17 protein-coding genes and 2 tRNA genes are annotated in these 22,841 nt (G+C 67.1%); 13 read left to right on the top strand and 6 right to left on the bottom strand.

What is annotated here, in order from left to right; all coding sequences use genetic code 11:
• Positions 1-193: 193 nt before the first annotated feature.
• The 3 genes from ACW17V_RS12680 to upp are packed head-to-tail and all read left to right on the top strand — an operon-like array spanning position 194 to position 3,515.
• Positions 194-655 (top strand): (2Fe-2S)-binding protein, encoded by a 462-nt coding sequence (locus ACW17V_RS12680; protein WP_492105459.1) that lies wholly within the window; start codon positions 194-196, stop codon positions 653-655.
• A 2-nt stretch (positions 656-657) separates the two neighbouring features.
• Entirely contained in the window at positions 658-2,835 is a 2,178-nt protein-coding gene (locus tag ACW17V_RS12675; RefSeq protein WP_492105458.1) for a xanthine dehydrogenase family protein molybdopterin-binding subunit, read from the top strand.
• A 50-nt stretch (positions 2,836-2,885) separates the two neighbouring features.
• On the top strand, positions 2,886-3,515 hold the full coding sequence (gene upp / locus ACW17V_RS12670) for a uracil phosphoribosyltransferase (protein WP_492105457.1): 630 nt from the start codon (positions 2,886-2,888) through the stop codon (positions 3,513-3,515).
• A 94-nt stretch (positions 3,516-3,609) separates the two neighbouring features.
• Here upp and ACW17V_RS12665 read toward each other — a convergent pair whose 3' ends face one another.
• Positions 3,610-4,512 carry a 5'-methylthioadenosine/S-adenosylhomocysteine nucleosidase gene (locus tag ACW17V_RS12665; protein WP_492105456.1) on the bottom strand — a complete coding sequence of 301 codons (903 nt, stop codon included), beginning with the start codon at positions 4,510-4,512 and terminating at the stop codon, positions 3,610-3,612.
• Positions 4,513-4,752: 240 nt separating this feature from the next.
• On the opposite strand from ACW17V_RS12665, the gene ACW17V_RS12660 reads away from it, so the two are divergent.
• Positions 4,753-7,551 carry a PAS domain S-box protein gene (locus tag ACW17V_RS12660; protein ID WP_492105455.1) on the top strand — a complete coding sequence of 933 codons (2,799 nt, stop codon included), beginning with the start codon at positions 4,753-4,755 and terminating at the stop codon, positions 7,549-7,551.
• 86 nt (positions 7,552-7,637) lie between these two features.
• Positions 7,638-8,012: a response regulator gene (locus ACW17V_RS12655; protein ID WP_492105454.1), complete on the top strand. Its 375-nt coding sequence runs from the start codon at positions 7,638-7,640 to the stop codon at positions 8,010-8,012.
• On the opposite strand, the gene ACW17V_RS12650 is transcribed toward ACW17V_RS12655, so the two are convergent.
• The gene (locus ACW17V_RS12650; RefSeq protein WP_492105453.1) at positions 8,005-8,379 is read right to left on the bottom strand and encodes a DUF423 domain-containing protein; all 375 of its coding nucleotides are present in this window, start codon (positions 8,377-8,379) and stop codon (positions 8,005-8,007) included. The genes ACW17V_RS12655 and ACW17V_RS12650 overlap by 8 nt on opposite strands.
• A 110-nt stretch (positions 8,380-8,489) precedes the next feature.
• Here ACW17V_RS12650 and ACW17V_RS12645 point away from each other — a divergent pair, with 110 nt between their 5' ends.
• Genes ACW17V_RS12645 through ACW17V_RS12635 form a run of 3 tightly spaced genes read left to right on the top strand, consistent with a single transcriptional unit; the run spans position 8,490 to position 11,031 of the window.
• Positions 8,490-9,596 carry an Rv3169 family protein gene (locus ACW17V_RS12645; protein ID WP_492105452.1) on the top strand — a complete coding sequence of 369 codons (1,107 nt, stop codon included), beginning with the start codon at positions 8,490-8,492 and terminating at the stop codon, positions 9,594-9,596.
• On the top strand, positions 9,593-10,603 hold the full coding sequence (locus tag ACW17V_RS12640; RefSeq protein ID WP_492105451.1) for a phosphotransferase family protein: 1,011 nt from the start codon (positions 9,593-9,595) through the stop codon (positions 10,601-10,603). The genes ACW17V_RS12645 and ACW17V_RS12640 overlap by 4 nt, the downstream gene beginning before the upstream one ends.
• Complete coding sequence (locus ACW17V_RS12635; RefSeq protein WP_492105450.1) at positions 10,600-11,031, top strand: hypothetical protein; 432 nt, start codon at positions 10,600-10,602, stop codon at positions 11,029-11,031. The genes ACW17V_RS12640 and ACW17V_RS12635 overlap by 4 nt, the downstream gene beginning before the upstream one ends.
• Before the next feature lie 2 nt (positions 11,032-11,033).
• Here the strand turns inward: ACW17V_RS12635 and ACW17V_RS12630 are convergent, their stop codons facing one another.
• From ACW17V_RS12630 to rlmB, 3 genes are all read right to left on the bottom strand, one after another.
• A complete protein-coding gene (locus ACW17V_RS12630) occupies positions 11,034-11,777 on the bottom strand; it encodes a TerC family protein (protein WP_492105449.1) in 744 nt (247 codons plus the stop codon).
• A gap of 41 nt (positions 11,778-11,818) precedes the next feature.
• Positions 11,819-13,630 carry a stalk-specific protein StpX gene (gene stpX, locus ACW17V_RS12625; protein WP_492105448.1) on the bottom strand — a complete coding sequence of 604 codons (1,812 nt, stop codon included), beginning with the start codon at positions 13,628-13,630 and terminating at the stop codon, positions 11,819-11,821.
• Positions 13,631-13,808: 178 nt separating this feature from the next.
• On the bottom strand, positions 13,809-14,633 hold the full coding sequence (gene rlmB, locus ACW17V_RS12620) for a 23S rRNA (guanosine(2251)-2'-O)-methyltransferase RlmB (RefSeq protein ID WP_492105447.1): 825 nt from the start codon (positions 14,631-14,633) through the stop codon (positions 13,809-13,811).
• A 169-nt stretch (positions 14,634-14,802) separates the two neighbouring features.
• Here rlmB and ACW17V_RS12615 point away from each other — a divergent pair.
• The 3 genes from ACW17V_RS12615 (at position 14,803) to tuf (ending at position 16,287) form a co-directional block, all read left to right on the top strand.
• A tRNA-Tyr gene (locus ACW17V_RS12615) sits at positions 14,803-14,888 on the top strand.
• An 80-nt stretch (positions 14,889-14,968) separates the two neighbouring features.
• Positions 14,969-15,042: transfer RNA gene (locus tag ACW17V_RS12610), tRNA-Gly, on the top strand.
• Between the two features lie 54 nt (positions 15,043-15,096).
• Positions 15,097-16,287, top strand: coding sequence for an elongation factor Tu (tuf, locus tag ACW17V_RS12605; protein WP_492052331.1), 1,191 nt, complete (start codon positions 15,097-15,099; stop codon positions 16,285-16,287).
• A gap of 185 nt (positions 16,288-16,472) precedes the next feature.
• On the opposite strand, the gene ACW17V_RS12600 is transcribed toward tuf, so the two are convergent.
• Positions 16,473-19,352, bottom strand: a complete 2,880-nt coding sequence (locus ACW17V_RS12600) for a TonB-dependent receptor domain-containing protein (RefSeq protein WP_492105446.1) — start codon at positions 19,350-19,352, stop codon at positions 16,473-16,475.
• A 353-nt stretch (positions 19,353-19,705) separates the two neighbouring features.
• Between ACW17V_RS12600 and fdhD the strand changes: the two genes are divergently transcribed.
• Positions 19,706-20,521 carry a formate dehydrogenase accessory sulfurtransferase FdhD gene (gene fdhD, locus ACW17V_RS12595; RefSeq protein WP_492105445.1) on the top strand — a complete coding sequence of 272 codons (816 nt, stop codon included), beginning with the start codon at positions 19,706-19,708 and terminating at the stop codon, positions 20,519-20,521.
• Positions 20,521-22,797, top strand: a complete 2,277-nt coding sequence (locus tag ACW17V_RS12590; protein WP_492105444.1) for an FdhF/YdeP family oxidoreductase — start codon at positions 20,521-20,523, stop codon at positions 22,795-22,797. Before fdhD ends, ACW17V_RS12590 begins: the two co-directional genes overlap by 1 nt.
• Positions 22,798-22,841: the final 44 nt, after the last annotated feature.

Genomic DNA, 22,841 nt, shown 5'->3' with positions numbered 1-22,841 from the left:
CGGAGTCTGGCGCTCAGAAACCCGTCTTCGCCGTCACGAATCATAATCCGTATCCGGATTATTGGTCCGGACCGTGCGCCGCAACAGGCTTCTGGGGCGCATTTTTCTGGCGGTCGGCGGCGCGCGCAACCTCTCGTGCTCTCCGTGCGACTGGGGCATTATCTGCGGGCAACCGCCGCATCAGGAGTCGGGCATGGCGTTTACGCTGACCATAAATGGAGAAACCCGCTCGGTAGAGGTCGAGGGCGACACCCCGCTTTTGTGGGTCCTGCGCGACACCCTGGGCATGGTGGGGACCAAGTTCGGCTGCGGCGCGGCCCAGTGCGGGGCCTGCACGGTGCATATCGACGGGGCTCCGGTGCGCGCCTGCATCACGCCGGTGCGACGGGTGGGCGACAAGAAGGTCGTGACCATCGAGGGCGTTGGCCAGGATCCCGTCGGGGCCAGGGTGCAGGAAGCCTGGAAGGCCATCGATGTGCCCCAGTGCGGTTACTGCCAGGCGGGCCAGATCATGTCGGCAACGGCGCTGCTGACCGCCAACCCCAAGCCCGACGACGCGGCCATCGACGAGGCGATGAACGGCAATCTGTGCCGCTGCGCCACCTACATCCGCATCAAGGCGGCCATCAAGGCCGCTTCCGGCCAGGGAGTTTGAGCATGGACGGCGAGATGCTCCGCGACCCTAACCGTCGTCTGTTCCTGCAGACCGGCGCCGCCCTGGGTGGCGGCCTGATGATGTCGTTCAGCCTGTCCGGCCCCGGGCAGGCGGCGGGCGACGGGCAGTTGAACGCCTATGTCCGCATCGGGCCGGACGGCGGCGTCACCATCGTCTCCAAGGTTCCCGAGGTGGGGCAGGGGATCAAGACCTCGCTGCCGATGCTGATCGCCGAGGAGCTCGACGTCGAATGGTCGGTCGTCACCGTTGAGCAGGCCATCGCCGACACCAAGGTGTTTGGCCGTCAGGTAGCCGGCGGCAGCATGGCCACCACGCTGGAGTATGACGGTCTGCGCCGCGTGGGCGCCACGGGACGGGCCCTGCTGATCGCCGCCGCCGCCGCGCGCTGGGGCGTGGCCGCCGAGACCTGCGCCACCGAGCCGGGCTTCGTGGTGCATGGCGCCAGCAACCGCCGCCTGGCCTATGGCGACCTGGCCCAGGCCGCCGCGGCCCTGACGCCGCCTGATCCCAAGAGCCTGACGCTGAAGGACCCAAAGGCCTTCCGCATCGTCGGAAAGCCCCAGCCGACTCGTGACATCGACAGGATCGTCAGCGGCCAGCCTCTCTACGGTATCGACACCCGTCTGCCGGGCATGCTGTACGCCACCTTCGCCAAGGCCCCGACCTTCGGCGCCAAGGTCGCCAGCGTCGATCTGGCCCCGGCCAAGGCTGTGGCGGGCGTGAAGGGGGCCTTTGTGATCGAGGGCGGGACCAATCTGGCCAGCATCCTGCCCGGCGTCGCCGTGGTCGCCGACAGCTGGTGGCAGGCCCGCAAGGGGCGCAATGCGCTGGACATCCAGTGGGCCGAGCATCCGACCGGCGCGCAGAGCAGCGCCGGCTTCGCCGCCAGGGCTGCGGAACTGGCCAAGGCTCCACCCCACCGCACCCTGCGCGCCGACGGCGACGTAGATGCGGCGTTCAAGAGCGCGGCAAAGGTCGTCAGCGCCGCCTATCACTACCCTTTCATTGCCCACGCCAATCTTGAGCCGCAGAACTGCACGGCCAGTTTCAAGGACGGCAAGGTCGAGATCTGGGCCCCGACCCAGAACCCCGAGCCGGGGCGCAAGCTGGTCGCCGCCGCCCTGGGCGTCTCCGAGGCCGATATCACCATCCATCTGGTGCGGGTCGGCGGTGGCTTCGGCCGGCGGCTGATGAACGACTACATGGTCGAGGCGGCGGTGATCTCGAAACTGGCGGGAGCTCCGGTCAAGCTGGTCTGGACCCGCGAGGAAGACACCCAGCATGACTTCTATCGGCCCGGCGGCTGGCACAATTTCACCGCCGGCCTCGACGCCAAGGGCGACCTTGTGGGCTGGCGCGATCACTTCGTGACTTTTGGCGAGGGTGACCAGTTCGCCCTGGCGGCGGGCATGAACGCCACGCAGTTCCCTTGCAGGGCTGTGGATAACTACAGGCTCGACGTCTCGGTCATGCCGCTGGGGGCGCCCACCGGCTTCCTGCGCGCGCCGGGCAACAACGCCTTTGGCTTCGTGATCCAGAGCTTCACCGACGAACTGGCCGTGGCGTCCAAACAGGATCCCGTGGCCTTCCGTCGCAAGCTGCTGGGCGACCCGCGACTGCTGGGCGAGGCTGGGCAGGGCGACGCCTTCCATACCGGCCGCATGCGCGGTGTGCTCGACCTCGTCGCCGAGAAGTCCGGCTGGGGTCGCAAGACGGCCAAGGGGACCGGCCTGGGCGTCGCCTGCCACTACAGCCACCTGGGCTATGTGGCCGTCGTCATGGAGGTCTCCGTCGCCAAGGGCGGGGCGCTGAAGATCCACAAGGTCTGGGCGGCCGTCGATTGCGGCTCGCAGATCGTCAATCCCAGCGGCGCGGAACAGCAGGTGCAGGGCTCGATCCTGGACGCCATCGGCAGCACCCTGCACCAGGAAATCACCTTCGAGAACGGCGCGACGATGCAGGGCAATTTCGGCGACCACCCGCCGCTGCGAATGGCCGAGGCCCCGCCGGTCGAGGTGCATTTCAAGCTCAGCGACAACCGGCCCACGGGTCTGGGCGAGCCGGCCTATCCCCCGGCGCCTGCCGCGCTGTGCAACGCCATCTTCGCGGCGACGGGCAAGCGCATCCGGTCTCTGCCGATCGGCGATCAACTGGCCTGAGGGCGAGCCGCCTGCTAGGAGCGGAGGCTCGCTTCCAGCAGGGTCGTCCCATGTCCAACGTCACCGTCGTCAGCCACCCGCTCGTCCAGCACAAGCTGACCAAGATGCGGGACAGGACCACCTCGACCAAGACGTTCCGCGCCCTGATGCGCGAGACGGCGACCCTGATCTGCTACGAGGTCACCCGCGACCTGCCGATGGACGAGGTCCGGATCGAGACCCCGGTCGCCCCGACCACGGCCAGGGAGATCGCCGGCAAGAAGCTGGTGTTCGCCCCGATCCTGCGGGCCGGCCTGGGCATGGCCGACGGCATGCTGGACCTGGTGCCCTCGGCCCGCGTCGCCCATGTGGGCCTCTATCGCGATCCGGAGTCGCTGGAGGCGGTCGAGTATTACTTCAAAGCCCCGCAGGACATCGCCGGCCGGCTGGTCATCGTGGTCGACCCGATGCTGGCCACCGGGCATTCGGCCATCGCGGCCGTCTCGCGCCTGAAGGCGGCGGGGGTCACCGACCTGCGCTTTGTCTGCCTGCTGGCCGCCCAGGTCGGGATCGACAACCTGCGCGCCGCCCATCCCGACGTGCCGATCTGGACGGCCGCCATCGACGCCGAGCTCAACGATCACGGCTATATCGTGCCAGGCCTGGGCGACGCCGGCGACCGGACGTTCGGCACCCGCTAAAGCATTTTCGAGCGAAGTGGATTCCGGTTCGCGTGAAGAAAATGCGTTAAAGCAAAGATCTAGAGCTCCGGACTGACGCAGTCAGGACGGAGGTCTAGTTCGGTAGCGCCTTGACGAAGGCCTTCACCACGCTGGCCGAATTGTCCGAGGCCAGCTGCATGAAGGTGTGCATCTCGTTGGCCTCGTCGCCGCCGCCCGCCAGGTCCGACAGGCTGCGGAAGGCGATGAACGGCGCGCCATTGGCATAGGCCACGTGGGCCACGGCGGCGCTTTCCATGTCGACGACCCGGGCCTTGAACGTGGCGCGGGCATATTTGCGATAGGCGGCGTTGTCGAGGAAGACCGGCGCGGAGATGCCGTTGCCGCCGACCACCACCTTGGGGGCATGCACAAGGCACTGGCTGGCCACGCAGCGGGCCAGCGAGACCGTCGAGGCGATGGACCGCGCGGTCTCCAGCATGGCTGGATCGGACGGGAACCAGCGACGACGCTCAGGCGGGCCATCGGCGCGGGCGATCATGATCGAGCGGGGGATCATCATGCCAAAGCCTGGCAAGGTGTCGTTGCTGGCGGAGGGCGAAATCTCGAAGCCTTTTTCAGTCTCGCGGGCGAAGGCCGTCTCCAGGTTCTGACTCCACTGGTCAGCCACGATCACGTCGCCGATGTCGAGGTCCTCGTCCACGCCGCCGGCGATGCCCGAGAACACGATGCGGGTGACGTTGAAGCGGTCCAGGGCCAGCTGCGTGGTCATGGCCGCGTTGACCATGCTGACGCCGCTGAGAAACAGGACGATCGGCTTGCCCTCGAGTTCGCCCGTCGTGAAGGTCACGCCCGCCGCCGTATAGCGCTTTTGGTCACGGGTCGCCGAAGCCAGGGCCGTCAGCTCCGGCGGAAAGGCCGAGATCACCGCGATGCGCGGCGCTTCATCGAAACGCTCGGCCGCCGCGGCGGGAAGAACCGTGAAAAGGCAGATGGCCAGGGCGGCAAGCAGACGCATGGTGGAACTCTCTTGGGGAACAGGCGGACGAAGGCAGCACGGCGGTGAGCGCTTGGACATAGCCTGCCGGCGATCCCGGGCCAATCGCCGACCCTGTGATCAAGCTCAGATCATCGACGGGACCTTTTCCGTCGGGACGCCACGAGTTTGCGCCGCGCGCGCGGGAGATTCGCGCCTTGTTAACCGGAGGTGCAGACAGGGCTGCCAGGGTGCCGCGGCATGACTCGAGCCCAGACATTCTTGAATTGGAACGATCCGGCTCGCCGGATCGCCGCCGCGGTCGCGCTGGGTCTGACCGTGGCGCTGCTGGCCTATGTCTGTATCGAGCTGCCGCGTGACCTGAAGCAGGTCGCGCCGATCTGGCTGGCCAACGGGGTCGTTCTGACCGTTCTGCTGTGGACCGATCGGACGCGCTGGCCGCTGCTGATCGCCTTCGCCGTATTGGGAAACATCGCCGCCAGCCTGCATGTGGGCGGGCGGCTGTCGGTGGTCCTGGGACTCAGCTTCGCCAATGTCGTCGAATATCTGCTTTCGGCCATGGCCCTGCGCCACGTGCTGGGCCGGAACATCGATGTCAGTCGATCCCGGGACCTGGGCTGGATCGCCCTGATCTGCGGCTTCTGCGCGCCCCTGGCCTCGGGTCTCATCGCGATCACGGTCCTCTACGCCTCGCGACACGCCGACCCTGGTCGCACGTTGATCAGCTGGTGGCTGTCCAACGGCCTGGGTCTGATGCTGGTGACCCCCTCCCTGATCGCCTTCCGCCAGGCCCGCGCGCTGCTGGCCGAACGGCCGGTCACGCGGCGCGGCTGGATCGCCCTGGCCGCGCTGGTGGTCACCATCCTGGTGGTCTTCACCCGCCCCCGGTTCCCGATGCTGTTCATCATTCCGCCGGTCCTGGCCTTCGTGGCGCTGGAGCTGGAATTCCTGGGCGCGGCGGCCGGGATCCTGATCCTGGCGGGTCTGGCGATCACCTTTACGGCCATGGAGATCGGTCCCGTCGCCCTGCTGGCCCAGAACATGGCCGAGCGCGCGCTGTTTCTGCAGGTCTTTCTGGTCGTCTCGATCTTCGCCGCCCTGCCTCTGGCGACGATCAACGCCCAAAGGCGGCGCCTGCGGGACGTGGCCCAGGAGCAGACCCGCTGGGCCGACATGGCCGAGAACCTGGCCGGCGTCGGCTATTGGCGGCTCAATCAGGCCACCCGCGCCATGACATGGTCGGATCAGATGTACGTTATCCTCGGCTTTGAGCCCGGGACGGCAATCTCCGCCGAAGACTGGCTGGCGGCGATCCACCCCGAAGATCGCGAAGCGGTCCGCCTGCGCTTCCACGCCTTACTCGAGACCCAGGCGCCCGGTCCCTCCACGCCGACGCGCCTGCTGCGCGCCGATGGCCAGATCCGGCACGTCATGGGCAACATGGTGGTCGAGCGCGACGCCGAGGGACGTCCCGTCACCGTCTTTGGCGTGGTCCTGGATGTCACGGCCCAGAAGGCCGCGGAACTGGCCACGGTTGAAAGCGAGGCGCGCTTCCGGATGCTGGCCGAGAACGGCAGTGACATCCTCGCGCATTCGGGTGTGGACGGCCGGATCACCTATGTCTCGCCGTCGGTCGAGCCTCGCCTGGGCTTCAGGCCCGAGGAGCTGATCGGTCGGCCCTTCGGGGACTTCGTCCATGAAGACGATTTCGAGGCGATCCGCAGCGCCGTCCGCGATCAGTTCGAGAGCCGGGGACGGGCCGCGCCGACGCGAGTCGAGTACCGGTCGCGCCACAAGGACGGGCGGGAAATCTGGTTCGAGGCTCGCCCGACCCTGGCCCTCGACCCCCTGACCGGCCGGATCAACGGCGTGACCGACATCATCCGCGACATTTCGCGGCGCAAGATGCTGGAGATCCAGCTGCGCCAGGCGCGCGCCGACGCCGAGGCGGCGGCGACCGTGAAGGGCGAGTTCCTGGCCAATATGAGCCACGAGCTGCGCACGCCTCTGACCGCGGTCCTGGGCTTCACCAAGCTGGTCGAGGAGCAGCCGGAGCTTACCGCCGCGACGCGCGGCTATATCGAGCGGGTCTCCAACGCCGGCAAGGCGCTGCGAGCGACCGTCAACGACATTCTGGACTTCTCCAAGCTGGAGGCCGGGCAGGTCGATATCAGGCCAAGGCCGATGTCGCCCAGCGAGCTGACACGCGAGACGATCGAACTGTTCGACACCCAGGCGCGGGGCAAGGGCCTGTCCGTGACCATGTCAGGTCTTGAGACCGTGCCCGAAATGGTGTTGGCCGACCCTGACCGCTTGCGCCAGATCCTGCTCAACCTGATCGGCAACGCCGTGAAGTTCACCGAGCGGGGCGGCGTCGATGTCGAGACGGCCTTCGATCCGGCGACGCAGCGGCTATCGTTCTCGGTGGTTGACACCGGCCCCGGCATGCCGGCCGATCGGGTCGGACACCTGTTCCAGCGCTTCTCGCAGGTCGATGGCTCCTCCACGCGCAAGTATGGCGGCACGGGCCTGGGCCTGGCGATCTGCAAGGGCCTGGCCGAGGCCATGGATGGCGACATCGGGGTCGAGAGCCGGGAAGGCGAAGGCTCGCGGTTCTGGTTCTCTCTGCCCGCTCCGCCCGTCGAACCTGGCGAGGAGCAGGGAGTCGAGGTCGACCAGCCTCTCGCCCTTCCCGATAACTGCCGGGTGCTCATCGTCGACGACAACCGCGCCAACCGCGAACTGGTGCGGGCGATCCTGGGGCCGTTCGGCGCCAAGATGACCGAGGCGGCCGATGGCGACGAAGCGATCTCCAGCGCGGGGGAGACGCCTTTCGACGTCATCCTGATGGACCTGCGGATGCCCCGGGTCGATGGCCGCGCCGCCGCTGCCCGCATCCGCCAGGGCGGTCCCAACGCCCGAACGCCGATCCTGGCCTTCTCGGCCGACGCTTCGATTCTGGCGGTCGATGCGGTCTTCGACGGTCAGATCGCCAAGCCCCTGTCCACCCTGGGACTGATCGAGACCCTGGCGCGGACCCTGGCGACAACCAGGGTTTGACGAACCCGGCTCGAAGCGACCAACTGTCGAAAATCCCTGTCCCGCCGGTGGCGAGTCTGATTCCGTTTGAGCCTGATCGCGACCTGATGTCCAAAGCCGCGTCCCTGATCTATGTCGCCGACGACGATGCCAGCATCCTTGAGCTGGTCTCGATCATCCTGACGCGGGGCGGCTTCGAGGTGATCGGGTTCGACACCGCCGACGCCCTGATGGCCAGGCTCGCCGCGCGGGCTCCGGCGGCGGTGCTGCTGGATGTGCGCATCCCGGGACAGAGCGGTCTCGACGCGCTCAAGGCCATCAAGGACGATCCCGCGACCGCCGGCATTCCGGTGCTGATGCTGACCGGCGATGGCCGGCTCGACCGTATCGTTCAGGCCATGCAGCTGGGCGCGGCGGGCTATGTGATGAAGCCCTTCGACGGCGCTCAACTGGTCGAGCGGGTCGGGAGCCTGCTTACTTAGGCAGAGTGAAGGCCCGCCAGGCCAGCACGGCCCAGCCGGCCATGAACGCCAGGCCGCCCAGCGGCGCCACCGCGCCCAACACCCGTGGGCCGCCAAGGGCCATCGCGTAGAGCGATCCCGAGAACAGCACCGTACCGGCCAGAAACAGCCCGGCGACCAGGCCCATACCGCGCGCGCCGGCCCGACCCAGGACGAAGGCGCCAAACACCGCCAGCGCATGGGTCATCTGGTACAGCGATCCGGTGCGCAGCCATTCGGCCGGTTTGGGCGCCTCGACCCCATGCGCGGCGAACGCGCCAAGCGCCACGGCGATCAGGCCGCTCAGCGCCGCCAGGCCCGTCCAGATCCCGGGTGTCCAGGCTTTCATCGGCTTACGCTCCGTCACGGTTGCAATCGTCCGCGGTGACCTTAACGTTGTTCACCTGTCCGTAAAGCCGCCCCGTCAGAGGGCCTGGCGCGGGCTGACGGGAGGACGGCATGGCGCTTACCTGGGGCGACGACTATCCGATTCATCAGACGCCGGAACCGGTGGCCTATGCCGGCACCGATCGGAACTTCTACGATCGCTATTTCTTCAATGGCTACGCCCTCGACGGGGATGGCGGCGACCTGTTCTTCGCCGCCGCGTTCGGCGTCTATCCGCATCTGAACATCGCCGACGCCGCCTTCTGCGTGATGAAGGGAGGCCGCCAGGTCAATCTTCACGCCAGCCGCTGGCTGCAGATGGAGCGGATGGACCTGAGCGTCGGTCCGATCCGCATCGAGGTGCAGGCGCCGCTTCAGCGCCTGAAGCTGACGGTGGATTCGCCCGAGCACGCGATCTGCGCCGAGATCGTCTTCGAAGGCCGCGCCTTTCCGATCGAGGAGCCGCGCTTCATCCGGCGCAACGGCCCGCGCACCTTCATGGACTATACGCGCCTGACCCAGAACGGCCGCTACAGCGGCTGGATCGAGGTCGACGGCGTCCGCAGCAGTGTCGACGGCTTTGTCGGCACGCGCGACCGGTCGTGGGGCGTGCGCCCGGTCGGCATGCGTGATCCGCAGGAGGCCGCGCCAACGGCGCCGATGCAGTTCTTCTGGCTGTGGTCGCCGTGCAATTTCGAGGACGGGGGCCTCTTCTTCCACACCAATGATGACGAGCTGGGCCGGCCCTGGAACCGCAGGGCGCTGTGGCTGGCCGACGGCGGCCGCGAGGACGGGGAGGGCGAGTTCGAGCAGGCGGTCTGCGCCATCGACTGGCGCTCGGGGACGCGCCACGCCCGCGCGGCGACGCTGGATCTGGGCGCCGGCGGCAAGGTGGTGATCGAGCCGCAGACCGAATTCTTCATGCTGGGTCTGGGCTACGGCCATCCGGCCTGGGGGCACGGCCTCAATCACGGCGAACTGGCGGTGGAGCGCGAGGACTTCGTCACCGCCGCCCTCGACCGCCGGATGCCGCATCATCTGCATGTCCAGGCGCTGAGCCGCATCACCTTCACCGACGAGGACGGCCGCGCCCGGATCGGACGGGGCGTGTTCGAGCAACTGGCGCTGGGCCCGCACGCGCCTTCGGGCTTCGCCTCGATCCTGGATGTCGCCACATGACCCTGGCTGAACGGCTTGAAGCCTATCTGACCCGCCATTTCGGCGCCTCCACCACCGTGCGGGACCTGTCGCGCATTCCGGGCGGGGCCAGTCGCGAGACCTATCGTTTCGACGCGATCGTCGAGGGCGCGGTCCGTCCCCTGATCCTGCGCCGCGATCCGACCGCCAGCCTGATCGAGACCGACCGCAGCCTGGAATATCTGGCCTTCCAGTCGTTCCATGACCGCGCGCCCGTGCCCGAGCCGATCGTGCTGGAGACGCAAGGCGCGGAACTGGAGCGACCCTTCTTCATCATGACCCGGGTTGATGGCGGCGCGGCGGCCTCGCCCTTCACCGTCCAGCCCTATGGCCCGCACGCTCAGGTGATCGGCGAGGCGTTCTTCTCGGCTCTGGGGGCCATCGCGGCCACCGATCCGGCGGGGCTTCCGCTGGCCCAGGCCGCCGTCGCGCCCGAGGCGGCCGAGTGCTGGCGCGTGGCCCTGGATCACTGGGCCGCCGTGATCGAGGCTGACGAGCAGCACCCCCAGCCCATCGTGCGCGCCGCCATCCGTCGCCTGCGCCGCGCGCCGCCGCCGCCCGCGACCGCCGTGCGCGTGGTGCACGGCGACTATCGCACCGGCAATTTCCTGCATGACGGTGAGGGCAAGATCCTGGCGATCCTCGACTGGGAAATGGCGCATCTGGGCGATCCGCTGGAGGACCTGGCCTGGGCCATCGATCCGCTGTGGAGTCACTACGATGAGGGGCGCGTGGCGGGGATGATCCCGCGCGACGAGGCCCTGGCGATCTGGAGCCGGACCAGCGGCCTGCCCGTCGATCCGGCCGCCCTGGCCTGGTGGGAGCTGTTCAGCGCCGTAAAGGGCCAGGCGATCTGGACCTCGGCGGCGCGGGAATATCGCGACGGCGGCTTCAAGGACCCGGTGCTGGCCATTTCCGGCTGGTACACCGCGCGTCGACACGATCAGATCCTGGCCGATGGCCTCATGCGTCTGGAGGGCCTGTCATGACCCCGAGCCTGCCCGACATCCTGGTTGGCAATTTCCTCTGCGTCGCCGAGCCGCCGCCGCCCGAATCCGCCGGCGAGTTCATGGCCGGCAAGGTCGGGGTGGTGGCCCTGCTGTCGCTGCTGGCCGCCCAGGAGGCCGAGCGCGGCCTTTCGGCGCGGGTGTGGGAGAACGCCACCCTGCGCGCCGTCCTGCTGGACGCCGCGCCGGTCTATGGCGAGACCTTTGCCGAGGCGGCGGGCGCCGCCGACGGCGACTTCACCCTGGCGGTGCTGGACCGCGCCAACGCCACTCTGCGCCGCGCCCTGATCGCGCTGCATGAAGCCGTCGAGGCGGCTGGCGACACCGCGCGAGACCAGGCGATCTTGCGGCTCTATCGCGAGATGGCCCATGCCCGGCGGCTGGACATGCCGCCGCTGCCGGGGCGCTAGGGCTACTTCTTGTGCTTCATGTGGTCGGCCACTTCCTCGGGGCCGATGTCGATGAAGCCGGGGGCCGAGGCGTTGTAGGCGTCGGTCTTGCTCAGGTCGATGACCACGCTGCGGTGGCCTTCCCAGATCATGTGGACGGCCACGTAGAGCACGATGGCCAGACCGACGAAGCCGATCCAGCGATGCTTGTGCAGCAGGCTGGCGATGGCCGAGGCGGCGACGCCCATCAGGATGATCGACAGCAGCAGGCCGAAGACCAGGATGCCCGGGTGTTCGCGGGCCGCGCCGGCCACGGCCAGCACGTTGTCCAGCGACATCGAGACGTCGGCGATCAGCACCTGGATGAAGGCCTGCTTGAAGGTCTTCACCGGACGGGCGCGCGGTTCGGTCGAGGGGTCGTCGTCGATCGAGGCAACAGCGTCGGCCTGATCGTGGGTGGCCTGCTCGCGCAGTTCCCGCCACATCTTCCAGCAGACCCAGAGCAGCAGCACGCCGCCGGCCAGCAGCAGGCCGATCACGCCCAGCAGCCAGGTGGTGATCAGGGCGAACCCGATCCGCAGGACCACGGCCGCGCCCAGGCCGTACAGTATGACCTTGCGGCGATCCTTGACCGGCAAACCGCCGGCCGCGAGGCCGACGGCGACGGCGTTGTCGCCGGCCAGGACAAGGTCAATCATCAGGACTTGCAGGAAGGCCATGAACGGGCCTTCGAGCCCGCCCGCCTGGGCGATCAGAGTGTCAAACATGACCCCTCATGCGGCAGGGCGGGCGGTGTTGCAAGTCCCACCTAGTGGTGGGCGTGCTCGAGTTCCTTGCCATGATGGGGGTCATGGGCGTGATCGGTCTTGGCGTGACCGTCATGCGCATGGTCGTCATGGCCGTGATCGGCGGCGTGGTCGTCGTGCCCGTGAGCATCATGGCCATGATCATCATGGTGACCGTGATCGCCATGCGCCGAAACCGGCGCGGCGGCGGCCACGGGGCTCACATGGGCGACGTGCTCGGCCGGCGCATGCGGGTCGGGATGGGCTCCGGCGTGCAGGTCGCCGGCGTGGCCGTGATCGTCATGCCCGTGATCTCCATGGGCGTGATCGTCATGCGCATGAGCGTCATGGCCATGGTCGTCGTGGTGACCATGGTCGTCATGCGCCGAGACGGGCGAGGCGGCGACGTGGGCGACGTGATCGGCCGGAGCATGGCCGTCGTGCGCGTGGGCGTCATGGCCGTGATCGGCGGCGTGGCCGTCGTGTCCGTGAGCATCGTGGCCATGGTCGTCATGCCCGTGCGCGTCATGACCATGGTCGTCGTGACCATGAGCATCGTGGCCATGATCGTCATGACCGTGGCTCACCGCCGTGGCGGCCAGGGCGCCGCCGGCGGCCGCGACCATCGGATTGACATAGGAGACGTGCGCGGTGCTGGGCGCGGCGTCCAGTTCCATCTCGTTGCGACCGTAGTCGGTGAGGGTGCGGAACTTGCGGCGACGCTCGGCCTGGGCGCGACCGGCGGCGGCGTTGCGCGAGATGATCGCCAGGATAATTACGGCCAGCAGCACCAGGGCGCCGCCCAGAACCGACTTCATCGGCGTCGGGCCCAGGCCCGGGAGCGTGACGGAGCCGTCGAGGCCCGGCAGGTTCAGCTTCGACAGCAGACTTTCGGTCTTCTTCTTGGCTTCTTCCTTCAGCGGGGCCACGCGCTTGACGATCTCGCCCAGCGAGAAGGACTGCGCGGGCTTGACGCCATTCAGGTCGACGCCGAATTCCGACTTCAGTTGGCCCTTGGCCTCGGCGCCCGGCTTGACCTGCCAGGCGAAGGTGGTGGGCTCGCCCGGCTTGACCACGGCGGTCTGCTTGCCGTTGGGCGTGACCTCATAGCCCTCGCCTTCAAGCTTGGCGTAGGCGCTGGTCTTCTTGGCGGCCTTGGTCAGGCCCAGCTTGGCGGCCTCGGCCTTGATCATGTCGCCCAGGGTGGCGGGCAGCGACAGGGTGACCTGTCCGGCCTCGCCCTTGGCCAGGCTGTCTCCAGCGGCCAGAACGGCGCCCTTGGTGGCGGCCGGCGCGACGGCTGCCTGCAGTTGCTCAAGCTTGCTCGCCGGCTTGGTCGCGACCGGAGCGGGAAGGACGGGCGTCGGGGCCTTGGCCAGCGGCGCGGCCGGCTGGATCGGCGCGACCGGCTTCAGAACGGGCGTAGCGGCGACGGTCGCGGGCTTGGCCGCGGCGACCGCGACCGGCTTGGCCATGGGCTTGGCGACCGGCGCGGGCGCCGCTGCGGCGCGATGGGCCGGGGCGGAGGCGGCGCGCGGCGCATAACGAACGGCGCGACGCTCCTTGGGATTGGGGATGGGACGCATTGCCGTCACCAGGGTCCCGTCGGGCCGGCGCCAGGTCTTCAGCGTGGAACTCTTGCTCGGCGCGGTGTCGACCGACACGGGGGCGGGCGGGGTGGCCGCGGTCGGCGCGCCCAGAAGCCCATCCGGTGCGGAGCCGGCGTCCGGCGCTGGCGGCGCGCCCATGAGATCCGGCGAGGTCTCGGCGCCCGATCCGGCCATGGCCGAGGGCGGTGTGGTGTCCACATCGCCCGCGCCGCAACCGGCAAGCACCAAGACGCTCAGCGCCGAAGCGCCTAGAGCCGCCAAACGCGTATTACGTCCAAACATCGGGTCCCCCGATCCCATGCCAGCATTTCCCGTCGAGCAGCGCTCGCGGAACACTAGTCCGTGAGGAAAGCATGAGCGTGCGACGAAATCAAAACGGTTAAATAAGATTCACGAACCGTTTTCATCCCCTGCGCGAAACTCGCGACGCCTCGTAGAGCGCGATTGCCGCCGCGGCGGACACATTCAGGCTCTCGAAACCGCCGGGCATGGCAATTTTTCCCATGGCATCACAATGCTCTGCGACCAAACGGCGGACGCCTTCGCCCTCCGAACCCAGAACAAGTACGGTCGGCGTTCCGTCGAGCGCCACATCGAGGGTTTCTTCGGCCTCGCCGGCCAGGCCGACGGCGCGCCAGCCCATGTCGGCCAGTTCTTCCAGCGCGCGGGACAGATTGACCACCCGCGCGTGGGCCACCTTGTCGACCCCGCCGACGGCGGTCTTGGCCAAGACGCCCGACAGGGTGGGGGCGTGGCGATCCTGCAGAATGACGCCGCGCGCGCCGAAGGCGGCGGCCGAGCGGAAGATCGCGCCGACGTTTTGCGGGTCGGTGATCTGGTCCAGCATGACCAGGAAGCCGCCGGGGTTCTCGCCCAGTTCGGCGATGGACAGCGACTCCGGCTCGTCGATCTTCAGGGCCAAGCCCTGGTGGACGGCGCCCTGCGGCAGCTGTCGCGCGATCTCCTGGCCTTCCATGATCTGCAGGCAGGTCAGTTTGGCGACGTCCGGCGCGAGTCGTTTGGCGCGGTCGGCGGTGACCAGAAGGCGTTTCGGAGCGGGTCTGGCGGGGTTGGTCAGGGCCGCTTCAACAGCGTGAATCCCCCAAATCCAGTCCTTTGCGTCTTCTTTGCCCTTGGAAAAGTTCTGATTATTCCGAGGCTTGTGACTAAAATCACGTCCTGGCGCAGAAGGCTTCCGGCGGTCGTTGCGTTCGGAATGAGAGGACACTATAAGACGCGCTCCGATTTGGGGCCCTGAGGGTTTCCGCGAGCCAGGACGGCGCTGCTTTAGCACCGTCCGCCAGTGTTCAAGGAGGCCTTTGTTCCTTTTTCATGACGACCGGTTCGCCGGGCGTACTGGAAGGGGAGGGTCGCATTGAGGTCGCTCAACGCGCGCTGGGGGAATGTCCCGAGTGGCAAAGGGGGGGGACTGTAAATCCCCTGGCGTACGCCTTCGTAGGTTCGAGTCCTACTTCCCCCACCACGCGCGTTGAACCGCCTCGAAGCGATCCGGACAGGACGCCAAAGCCAGAGACCGGGAGCCGACCGCGACCCCGCAGCTAGGCGGGTATAGCACAGTGGTAGTGCAGCAGCCTTCCAAGCTGAGGATGCGGGTTCGATTCCCGCTACCCGCTCCAAGCTCCCTATATAACGACATCCATTCATAGCCGCCGGCGCGCAAGGTAGAGACCATGGCCAAGGAAAAGTTCGAACGCACTAAGCCGCACTGCAACATCGGCACCATCGGTCACGTTGACCATGGCAAGACGACGCTGACGGCCGCGATCACCATCACGCTGGCCAAGGTCGGCGGCGGCAAGGCGATGAACTACGCCGACATCGACGCCGCGCCGGAAGAAAAGGCCCGCGGCATCACGATCAACACCGCGCACGTGGAATATGAGACGGCCAACCGTCACTACGCCCACGTCGACTGCCCCGGCCACGCCGACTATGTGAAGAACATGATCACCGGCGCTGCGCAGATGGACGGCGCGATCCTGGTGGTTTCGGCCGCCGACGGCCCGATGCCCCAGACCCGCGAGCACATCCTGCTGGCCCGTCAGGTCGGCGTTCCGGCCCTGGTCGTCTACATGAACAAGGTCGACCTGGTCGACGACGAAGAGCTGCTCGAGCTGGTCGAGATGGAAGTGCGCGAGCTGCTTTCGTCGTATGACTTCCCGGGCGACGACATTCCGATCACCAAGGGCTCGGCCAAGGTCGCCATCGACGGTGGCAACCCCAAGATCGGCGAAGAGTCGATCCTGGCGCTGATGCAGACGGTTGACGACTACATCCCGCAGCCGGCGCGTCCGCTGGACCTGCCGTTCCTGATGCCGGTCGAAGACGTGTTCTCGATCTCGGGCCGCGGCACCGTGGTCACGGGCCGTATCGAAAAGGGTATCGTCAAGGTCGGCGAAGAAGTCGAAATCGTCGGCATCCGTCCGGTTCAGAAGACGACCTGCACGGGCGTCGAAATGTTCCGCAAGCTGCTGGACCAGGGCCAGGCTGGCGACAACGTCGGCGTTCTGCTGCGCGGCACCAAGCGCGAAGACGTCGAGCGCGGCCAAGTGCTGTGCAAGCCGGGTTCGATCACCCCGCACACCAAGTTCGTGGCTGAAGCCTACATCCTGAACAAGGAAGAAGGCGGCCGTCACACCCCGTTCTTCACCAACTATCGCCCGCAGTTCTACTTCCGCACGACGGACGTCACCGGGATCATCAAGCTGCGCGAAGGCGTGGAAATGATCATGCCGGGCGACAACGCCGAGCTGGACGTCGAGCTGATCACCCCGATCGCCATGGACCAGGGCCTGCGCTTCGCCATTCGCGAAGGCGGCCGTACGGTCGGCGCCGGCGTGGTTGCCAAGATCGTCGAGTAGTCTCGACCGTCTTCAGCGACTGTTGATCTAAAGCGAAGGCCCTGGCGGAAACGCCGGGGCCTTTTGCTTTGGGGGCAAGGTTGGTGTCTCAAGGCTTTTGAGAGCGCATCGGACAGCGACGCGCGCACAAAAAACGGCGGATCCCGGAGGATCCGCCGTTTCCGGTTCCGCCCGGCGAGCTGAACCTAGAACTTGGCCTTGATGGCCATGAAGAACCGACGCCCGAGCACGTCATAGGTGGACGGATCGGTGTTGGCCTGGACGTATGACGAGAAGTAGGGCGGCTGCTTGTTGGTCAGGTTGGTGACCCCGCCGCGGATCGAATAGATGTCGTTGACCTTCCACGACCCGTTGAGGTCGAAATAGTCCACCGCGCCGATCTTCTCGCTGGGGTCCGCCGCGTCGGTCATGTCGCCGATATGACGCCAGCGCGCGCCGACCTCGACTGGACCGATCAGATAGCTGACCGAGGTGGCGTATTTCCACTCGGGGTGTGACACCGCCGTCGAGCTGACCTGGGTGTTGCCGATCGTGCCCTTCAGCTCGGCGAACGCTTCGCCCGGCAGGCTCTGAACCCTGAAGCTGTCCAGATAGGAGCCGATCAGGTTGACCTTCATCGAGCCGTACCTGTCGTCCAGGCCGACAGCGCCCAGGCCAAAGCCCCAGTCCGCCTGGAAGTCGACGCCCGAGGTCTTGTATTCGGCCAGGTTCAGGTTGGTCAGGCTCAGCAGTTCGATCTCGCCGGTCGAGCTGCTGCGCTGGAACAGACTGCAATAGTAGTTCGCAGCGTCGCCGGTCGGGTTGCCCGAGCTGGAATAGCACTTGTCCAGGGCCGTGCTGGCGTCGATCGTGCCGATCGCGTCCTTGATGTCGATCGAATAGTAGTCGATCGACAGTGACAGCCGCTCCGCCAGCGGATGGGTGAAGTTCGGCGTCCAGACGAAGCCGACATTGTAGGTGTCTGCCGTTTCTTCCTTCAGATCCGGATTGCCGCCGCTCAGCGAGTTCACCTGACTGTTGGCGTAGGTGTAGCTGTCGATGATCGCCGACGGCACACCCTGAGCCAGGCAGAGCGTGCGCACGGTGGCCGCGTTCGAGCCGGCGCGGTAGGTGCTGTCATAGGCGCAGGGATCCTCGCTGATCGATGGATAGCCCTGGTTCTGCGGCGAGTAGAGTTCGCCGATCGACGGCGCGCGAACAGCGCGTTGATAGCCGCCGCGGAGGCGGAAGCCTTCGACCACTTCCCAGTCGCCATCCAGCTTGTAGGCGTTGACCTTGCCGATGGTGTTGTAGTCCGACAGGCGGTAGCCGGCATTGACGTTCAGCGCCTTGATGAACGGCAGGTCCTTCAGGATGGGGACGAGCAGTTCGCCGTACAGTTCCTTGACGTTGGTCGAGGCGTCGATGGCGTCCTGGGCGTTGAAGCCCACCACGTCGCCGGTGGCCAGCAGACTGTCGGGCTCGAACAGATAGGTGTCGCGCTTGTAGTTGACGCCAAAGGCGCCGCGCACTTCGCCCGCCGGCAGGTCAAAAAGACCGCCCTGGACGGTGGCTTCCACCACCTGCTGCTCCGCGACGGTGCGGTTCTTGGTCTGACGGCTGATGTAGGACAGGCAAGACGCCGAAATCGTCTGCAGCCCGAACGGATCATAGCCGCCGTCGCAGAGGCTCGCGCCCCCGTCGGCTGCGTTGAGCAAGGTCTGAACAGCCGAGTGGCTGACATTGCCCGACTGGGTCTCGTTCTGCTCGGAGCGGCCGTACGAGGCGTAGATGTCGTAGGTCCAGTCCTTGAAGCCGATGTCACCGCGCACGCCGCCGGCGATCTGGAACACGTTGAAGGTCGTCTCGGAAACGCGCGGGCCAACGTCGGTGAAGCGCTTGCGCAGCAGGAAATTGGCGTTGGGATTGGCGCGACCGGCCAACAGCGCGGCCAGATCATCAGAGATGAACGGGTTGGTCACGGGCACGCTGAAGCCCGTGGCGCTGGCCGCGGGCGACGGAGCCAGGATCGTGCGAGAGTCGTAGTGCGTGAAGTTGAACGAGCCGTAGAACTCGGCGTGCTCGTTGATCTCGTAGTCCGTGGCCGCGTAGGCGGTGTAGCGGGTCAGCGGCAGTTGCAGCAGGTTCAGGGCGCCGGTGTTGTACGTGCCGTTCACCGGGATCGTCGAATAGTCGATCGCGGTCGAGCCCTTGTAGTTGACGCCATTGTAGAAGAGCGTGCCGTCGTTGTTGAAGCCCAGGTTGGCGCTGGCCTTCACCGTGCCCGCGGCGTAGCCGTACTGCGAGAAGATGGCGTCCACGGCCGCCTGGCTGGGCAGGTTCGTGCCCGTGGCGTCATAGCGGCCATAGGGCGTGGTCGACGAGGCGCCTGAGATTTTCGAGAAGTCGCGCGAGGCGTTGTAGACCTCTCCGCGTTCGGAATAGCCCAGCGACAGAACAGCGTGACCGCGGCCGTCCGCATATTCGCCGCCAGCCGTCGCTGACAGGGCCTTTTCCCTGCCGTCGCCCTCTTCCGTCACGCCATACTGGGCGTCCACCTGCAGGCCGGTGAAATTGGTGTTGAGCTTGAAGTTGACGACGCCGGCCATGGCGTCCGAACCATAGGTCGCCGAGGCGCCGCCCGAGATCACCTCGATGTTCTGGATCAACGCGGCCGGAATGATGTTGACGTCGACCGTGCCGTCAGAGTTGGACGGCACCACGCGGTGGCCGTTGAGCAGGACCATGGTCCGCGCCGTACCCAGGCCGCGCAGGTCGATATTGGCCTGACCGCCGTTGGAGGGGTTGTTCGAGGTGCTGCTTACGGACGGCACGAATTGCGGCATCTGATTGAGCAGGGTGTCGACCGTCACCGAGCCGCTCTTTTCAATGTCGTCCCTGCCGACCGTGACGATCGGGCTGTTGGAGACATAGTCGCGGCGCGCAATGCGCGAGCCGGTGACGACGATTTCGTCGACGGCGTTCGGGCCGACGGCCGGGGTGGACTGGGCTTGGGCGGCGATCGGCCCGCTGGTCAGGAGAAGCACGAGCGCCGAGGCGCCCGTCAGGTATTGAGTTCTAGTCATGAAACTATCCCCAAAATTCGCCTCCGCGTCGTTGCGGCGGCGAAAGTTCAGCGAAAACGTGTTCGCGATGGGACAGGGCTATGGCCGGGCTGTTTCGCGTATGTGGCGTTTGGGTTGCCGGCGCCTGACAGTCTTTGACGGGACCGAAGCGGTCAGCCGCCCCTCTTGGACGGACTGACATGGAGGGGGCAGGTTTGGAATTTTCAGGAAAGGTGCTGAAAGAGACGGTCGTAAAAACTCACCGGGAAGGGGGTTTGTAACGGTTGCGACCCGGGCTTGGGCGTTGCGGCCTCGCCACACTACGTCACGCATTTGTCGTGACGAGGCGGGGGCGGGCGAGCTAGGCTTGTGGCATGCCAAGTCCCTCCGTCACCCGCCGTTCCGCCGAGCAGTGGCGCGCCGGCGCCGAGCCTCAACTGATCGAGCGGGCCGTGCCCGACGAGGTCGCCGTGGGCCTGTCGTTCGACGGCCGACCCCACACGGTGCTGATGGCCACGCCCGCCGATGTCGAGGATCTGGCGCGCGGCTTCACCCTGACCGAGGCCGTGGCCGTCGCGGCTGACATTATAGATATAGAGGTGGGCGAGACCGAGCTTGGCCTGCTGGCCGATGTGCGCCTGCGGGCCGGAGCGGCGAACCGCAAGGCCCGGCCGCGCACTCTGGAAGGGCGGTCCAGCTGCGGCCTGTGCGGTGTTCAGCGCCTGTCGGACGCCGTGCGGCCGCTGCCGAAAATGGGCGAGGGGCGGCCAATCGCGCATCGCGCCGTTCAGCGGGCCGTCGATGCCCTCGCCGAAACCCAGACCCTGGGTCGCCTGACCCGCGCCACCCATGCCGCCGCCTTCGCCGATGCTGACGGGCGCATCCTGCTGTCGCGAGAGGACGTGGGCCGCCACAACGCACTCGACAAGCTGGCCGGGGCCATGGCCGTGGCGGGGACCGACGCGGCGTCAGGCTTTATACTCGTCACCAGCCGCTGCTCGTTCGAGATGGTGGAAAAGGCTGTCCGCATCGGCTGCCCCGTTTTGGTGGCGGTTTCGGCGCCCACCGACCTGGCCATCCGCAAGGCGGAGGAGGCGGGTCTGACCCTGATCGCCCTGGCGCGATCCGATGGCCACACCGTCTTCACCCGCGCCGACCGGATGGTGGAAGCCGTGCTGGAGACCGTCTGATGGCCGATGCGAAGATCCCTGGTGTCCGACCCTACGATGCGCCCGCCGGCGGCTGGGGCGCGTTGAAGGGCGTCGCCGGCGCCCTGAGCGATCAGGCCACGGTGATCGAGGGTGGCCGCACCCTGCTGTCGGCCAACCAGCCCGAGGGTTTCGACTGCCCCGGCTGCGCCTGGCCTGACCCCAAGCACACCTCGTCGTTCGAGTTCTGCGAGAACGGCGCCAAGGCGGTGGCCTGGGAGGCGACCAGCAAGCGCGCTTCGCCCGAGGTGTTCGAGCGCCATACGGTGACCGAGCTGCTGACCTGGAGCGATCACGCCATCGAGGACCTGGGCCGGCTGACCGAGCCCATGGCCCATGACGCCGCCAGCGACCGCTACTTGCCGATCAGCTGGGACGAGGCCTTCGCGCGAACCGGCGCAGCGCTGCGGGCGCTGAAGCATCCGGATCAGGCCGAATTCTACGCCTCGGGCCGGGCCTCGAACGAGGCGGCGTTCCTTTACCAGTTGCTGGGCCGGCGGTTCGGGACCAACAATTTCCCCGACTGCTCCAACATGTGCCACGAGCCGACCAGCGTGGGCCTGCCGGACTCGATCGGCATGGGCAAGGGCTCGGTGACGCTGGAGGATTTCGACCACGCCGACCTGATCCTGTGCTTTGGCCACAATCCCGGCACCAACCATCCCAGGATGATGGGAACCCTGCGCGAGGCGTCCAAGCGCGGCGCGGCGATCCTGGCCTTCAATCCGCTTCGCGAGCGGGCGCTGGAGAAGTTCGCCTCGCCGCAGGACGCGGTCGAGATGGCCACCCTGTCGTCCACGCCGATCGCCTCGGCCTATTATCAACTGACCATCGGAGGCGACGCCCTGGCGGTGCAGGGCATGATGAAGGCGGTGCTGGCCCTGCAGGCCGTCGATCGCGACTTCATCTCCGAGCACACCGCCGGCTTCGAGGCGCTGGTCGAGGCGCTGGACGCTCTGAGCTGGGAAGAGATCGAGACGGGCTCAGGCCTGTCGCGCGCCCAGATTGAAGAGGCCGCCGCCGTCTATGCGCGGTCGAAGGCGACCATTCTCTGCTACGGCATGGGGCTGACCCAGCATCGGGACTCATCGGGCACGGTGCAGCAGCTGGTCAATCTGCTGCTGCTGAAGGGCAATATCGGCCGGCCGGGGGCGGGGATCTGTCCGCTCCGGGGCCACTCCAATGTCCAGGGCGCGCGAACGGTGGGCGTGGCGGAGAAGCCAACGGCGGCCCTGCTGGACTCCCTGCGCGACGTGTTCGGCTTCGAGCCGCCGCGCGATCACGGCCACACCGTGGTCGAGGCCATCGAGGCGATGGAGCGCGGCGAGGCCAAGGTCTTCCTGGGGCTGGGCGGCAATTTCGCGGTGGCGGCGCCCGATCCGATCCGCACCTTCGCCGCCATGCGCCGGCTGGACTTCGCGGTCCACATCGCCACCAAGCCCAACCGCACCCATTTGCTGGTCGGCAGGGAAAGCCTGCTGCTGCCGTGTCTGGGCCGCACCGAGATCGATATCCAGGCCAGCGGCCGCCAGGCGGTGACGGTCGAGGACTCGATGTCCATGGTCCACGCCTCGAAGGGGCTGAACCCGCCGGCTTCTGACCAACTGAAATCGGAACCCGCCATCGTGGCCGGCATCGCTCAAGCCGTGCTGGGCGAGGATGACGACGTCGATTGGTCGGGTCTGGTCGCCGACTATGACCGGATCCGCGACCTGATCGCCTGCGTGTTTCCGGGCGCCTTCGACAATTATAATGAGCGCGTCCGCGTGCCCGGTGGCTTCCGCTTGCCGGTGCCGCCGTCGGATCGCGTCTGGAAGACTGACTCGGGCAAGGCCAACTTCATGGCGCACGCCCCCAAGGCCGGCGATCCGCGCCAGGGCGACGCCAGCGTGATGATCCTGACCACCCTGCGCAGCCACGACCAGTACAACACCACCATCTATAGCCAGAACGACCGCTATCGCGGGGTGTTCGGCCGGCGCGACGTGGTGTTCGCCAATCCCGACGATATCGCCGCGCGCGGACTGTCTTCCGGTGATCGCATCGACCTGGCCGCCGCCTTCGACGCCGGCGGCGAGCGGGTGGTGCGTGGCTTTACCCTGGTGGCGCGCGACATCCCGCGCGGATGCCTCGCTGCCTACTATCCCGAGACCAATATCCTGGTCGATCTGGACGATCGCGACACCCGCAGCGGCACGCCGGCCTACAAGTCGGTCCCTGTCCGCCTGAGCGCCGCCAAGGATGCGCCGCTCAACTAAAGCGATTGTTAGGAAAGGTCGCTGTAACCTCCCGTAACTTTGGG

Source organism: Caulobacter sp. FV2ye17ST, from assembly GCF_058680955.1.
Note: the sequence above shows the minus strand (reverse complement) of the source record. Positions and strands in the feature narration are given on the sequence as shown.

Excerpts from the sequence above, each read along its gene's own strand:
- ACW17V_RS12680 (WP_492105459.1), top strand. The coding sequence starts at position 194 with ATGGCGTTTACGCTGACCATAAATGGAGAAACCCGCTCGGTAGAGGTC.
- ACW17V_RS12675 (WP_492105458.1), top strand. The coding sequence starts at position 658 with ATGGACGGCGAGATGCTCCGCGACCCTAACCGTCGTCTGTTCCTGCAG.
- upp (WP_492105457.1), top strand. The coding sequence starts at position 2,886 with ATGTCCAACGTCACCGTCGTCAGCCACCCGCTCGTCCAGCACAAGCTG.
- ACW17V_RS12665 (WP_492105456.1), bottom strand. The coding sequence starts at position 4,512 with ATGCGTCTGCTTGCCGCCCTGGCCATCTGCCTTTTCACGGTTCTTCCC.
- ACW17V_RS12655 (WP_492105454.1), top strand. The coding sequence starts at position 7,638 with ATGTCCAAAGCCGCGTCCCTGATCTATGTCGCCGACGACGATGCCAGC.
- ACW17V_RS12650 (WP_492105453.1), bottom strand. The coding sequence starts at position 8,379 with ATGAAAGCCTGGACACCCGGGATCTGGACGGGCCTGGCGGCGCTGAGC.
- ACW17V_RS12645 (WP_492105452.1), top strand. The coding sequence starts at position 8,490 with ATGGCGCTTACCTGGGGCGACGACTATCCGATTCATCAGACGCCGGAA.
- ACW17V_RS12640 (WP_492105451.1), top strand. The coding sequence starts at position 9,593 with ATGACCCTGGCTGAACGGCTTGAAGCCTATCTGACCCGCCATTTCGGC.
- ACW17V_RS12635 (WP_492105450.1), top strand. The coding sequence starts at position 10,600 with ATGACCCCGAGCCTGCCCGACATCCTGGTTGGCAATTTCCTCTGCGTC.
- ACW17V_RS12630 (WP_492105449.1), bottom strand. The coding sequence starts at position 11,777 with ATGTTTGACACTCTGATCGCCCAGGCGGGCGGGCTCGAAGGCCCGTTC.
- tuf (WP_492052331.1), top strand. The coding sequence starts at position 15,097 with ATGGCCAAGGAAAAGTTCGAACGCACTAAGCCGCACTGCAACATCGGC.
- ACW17V_RS12600 (WP_492105446.1), bottom strand. The coding sequence starts at position 19,352 with ATGACTAGAACTCAATACCTGACGGGCGCCTCGGCGCTCGTGCTTCTC.
- fdhD (WP_492105445.1), top strand. The coding sequence starts at position 19,706 with ATGCCAAGTCCCTCCGTCACCCGCCGTTCCGCCGAGCAGTGGCGCGCC.
- ACW17V_RS12590 (WP_492105444.1), top strand. The coding sequence starts at position 20,521 with ATGGCCGATGCGAAGATCCCTGGTGTCCGACCCTACGATGCGCCCGCC.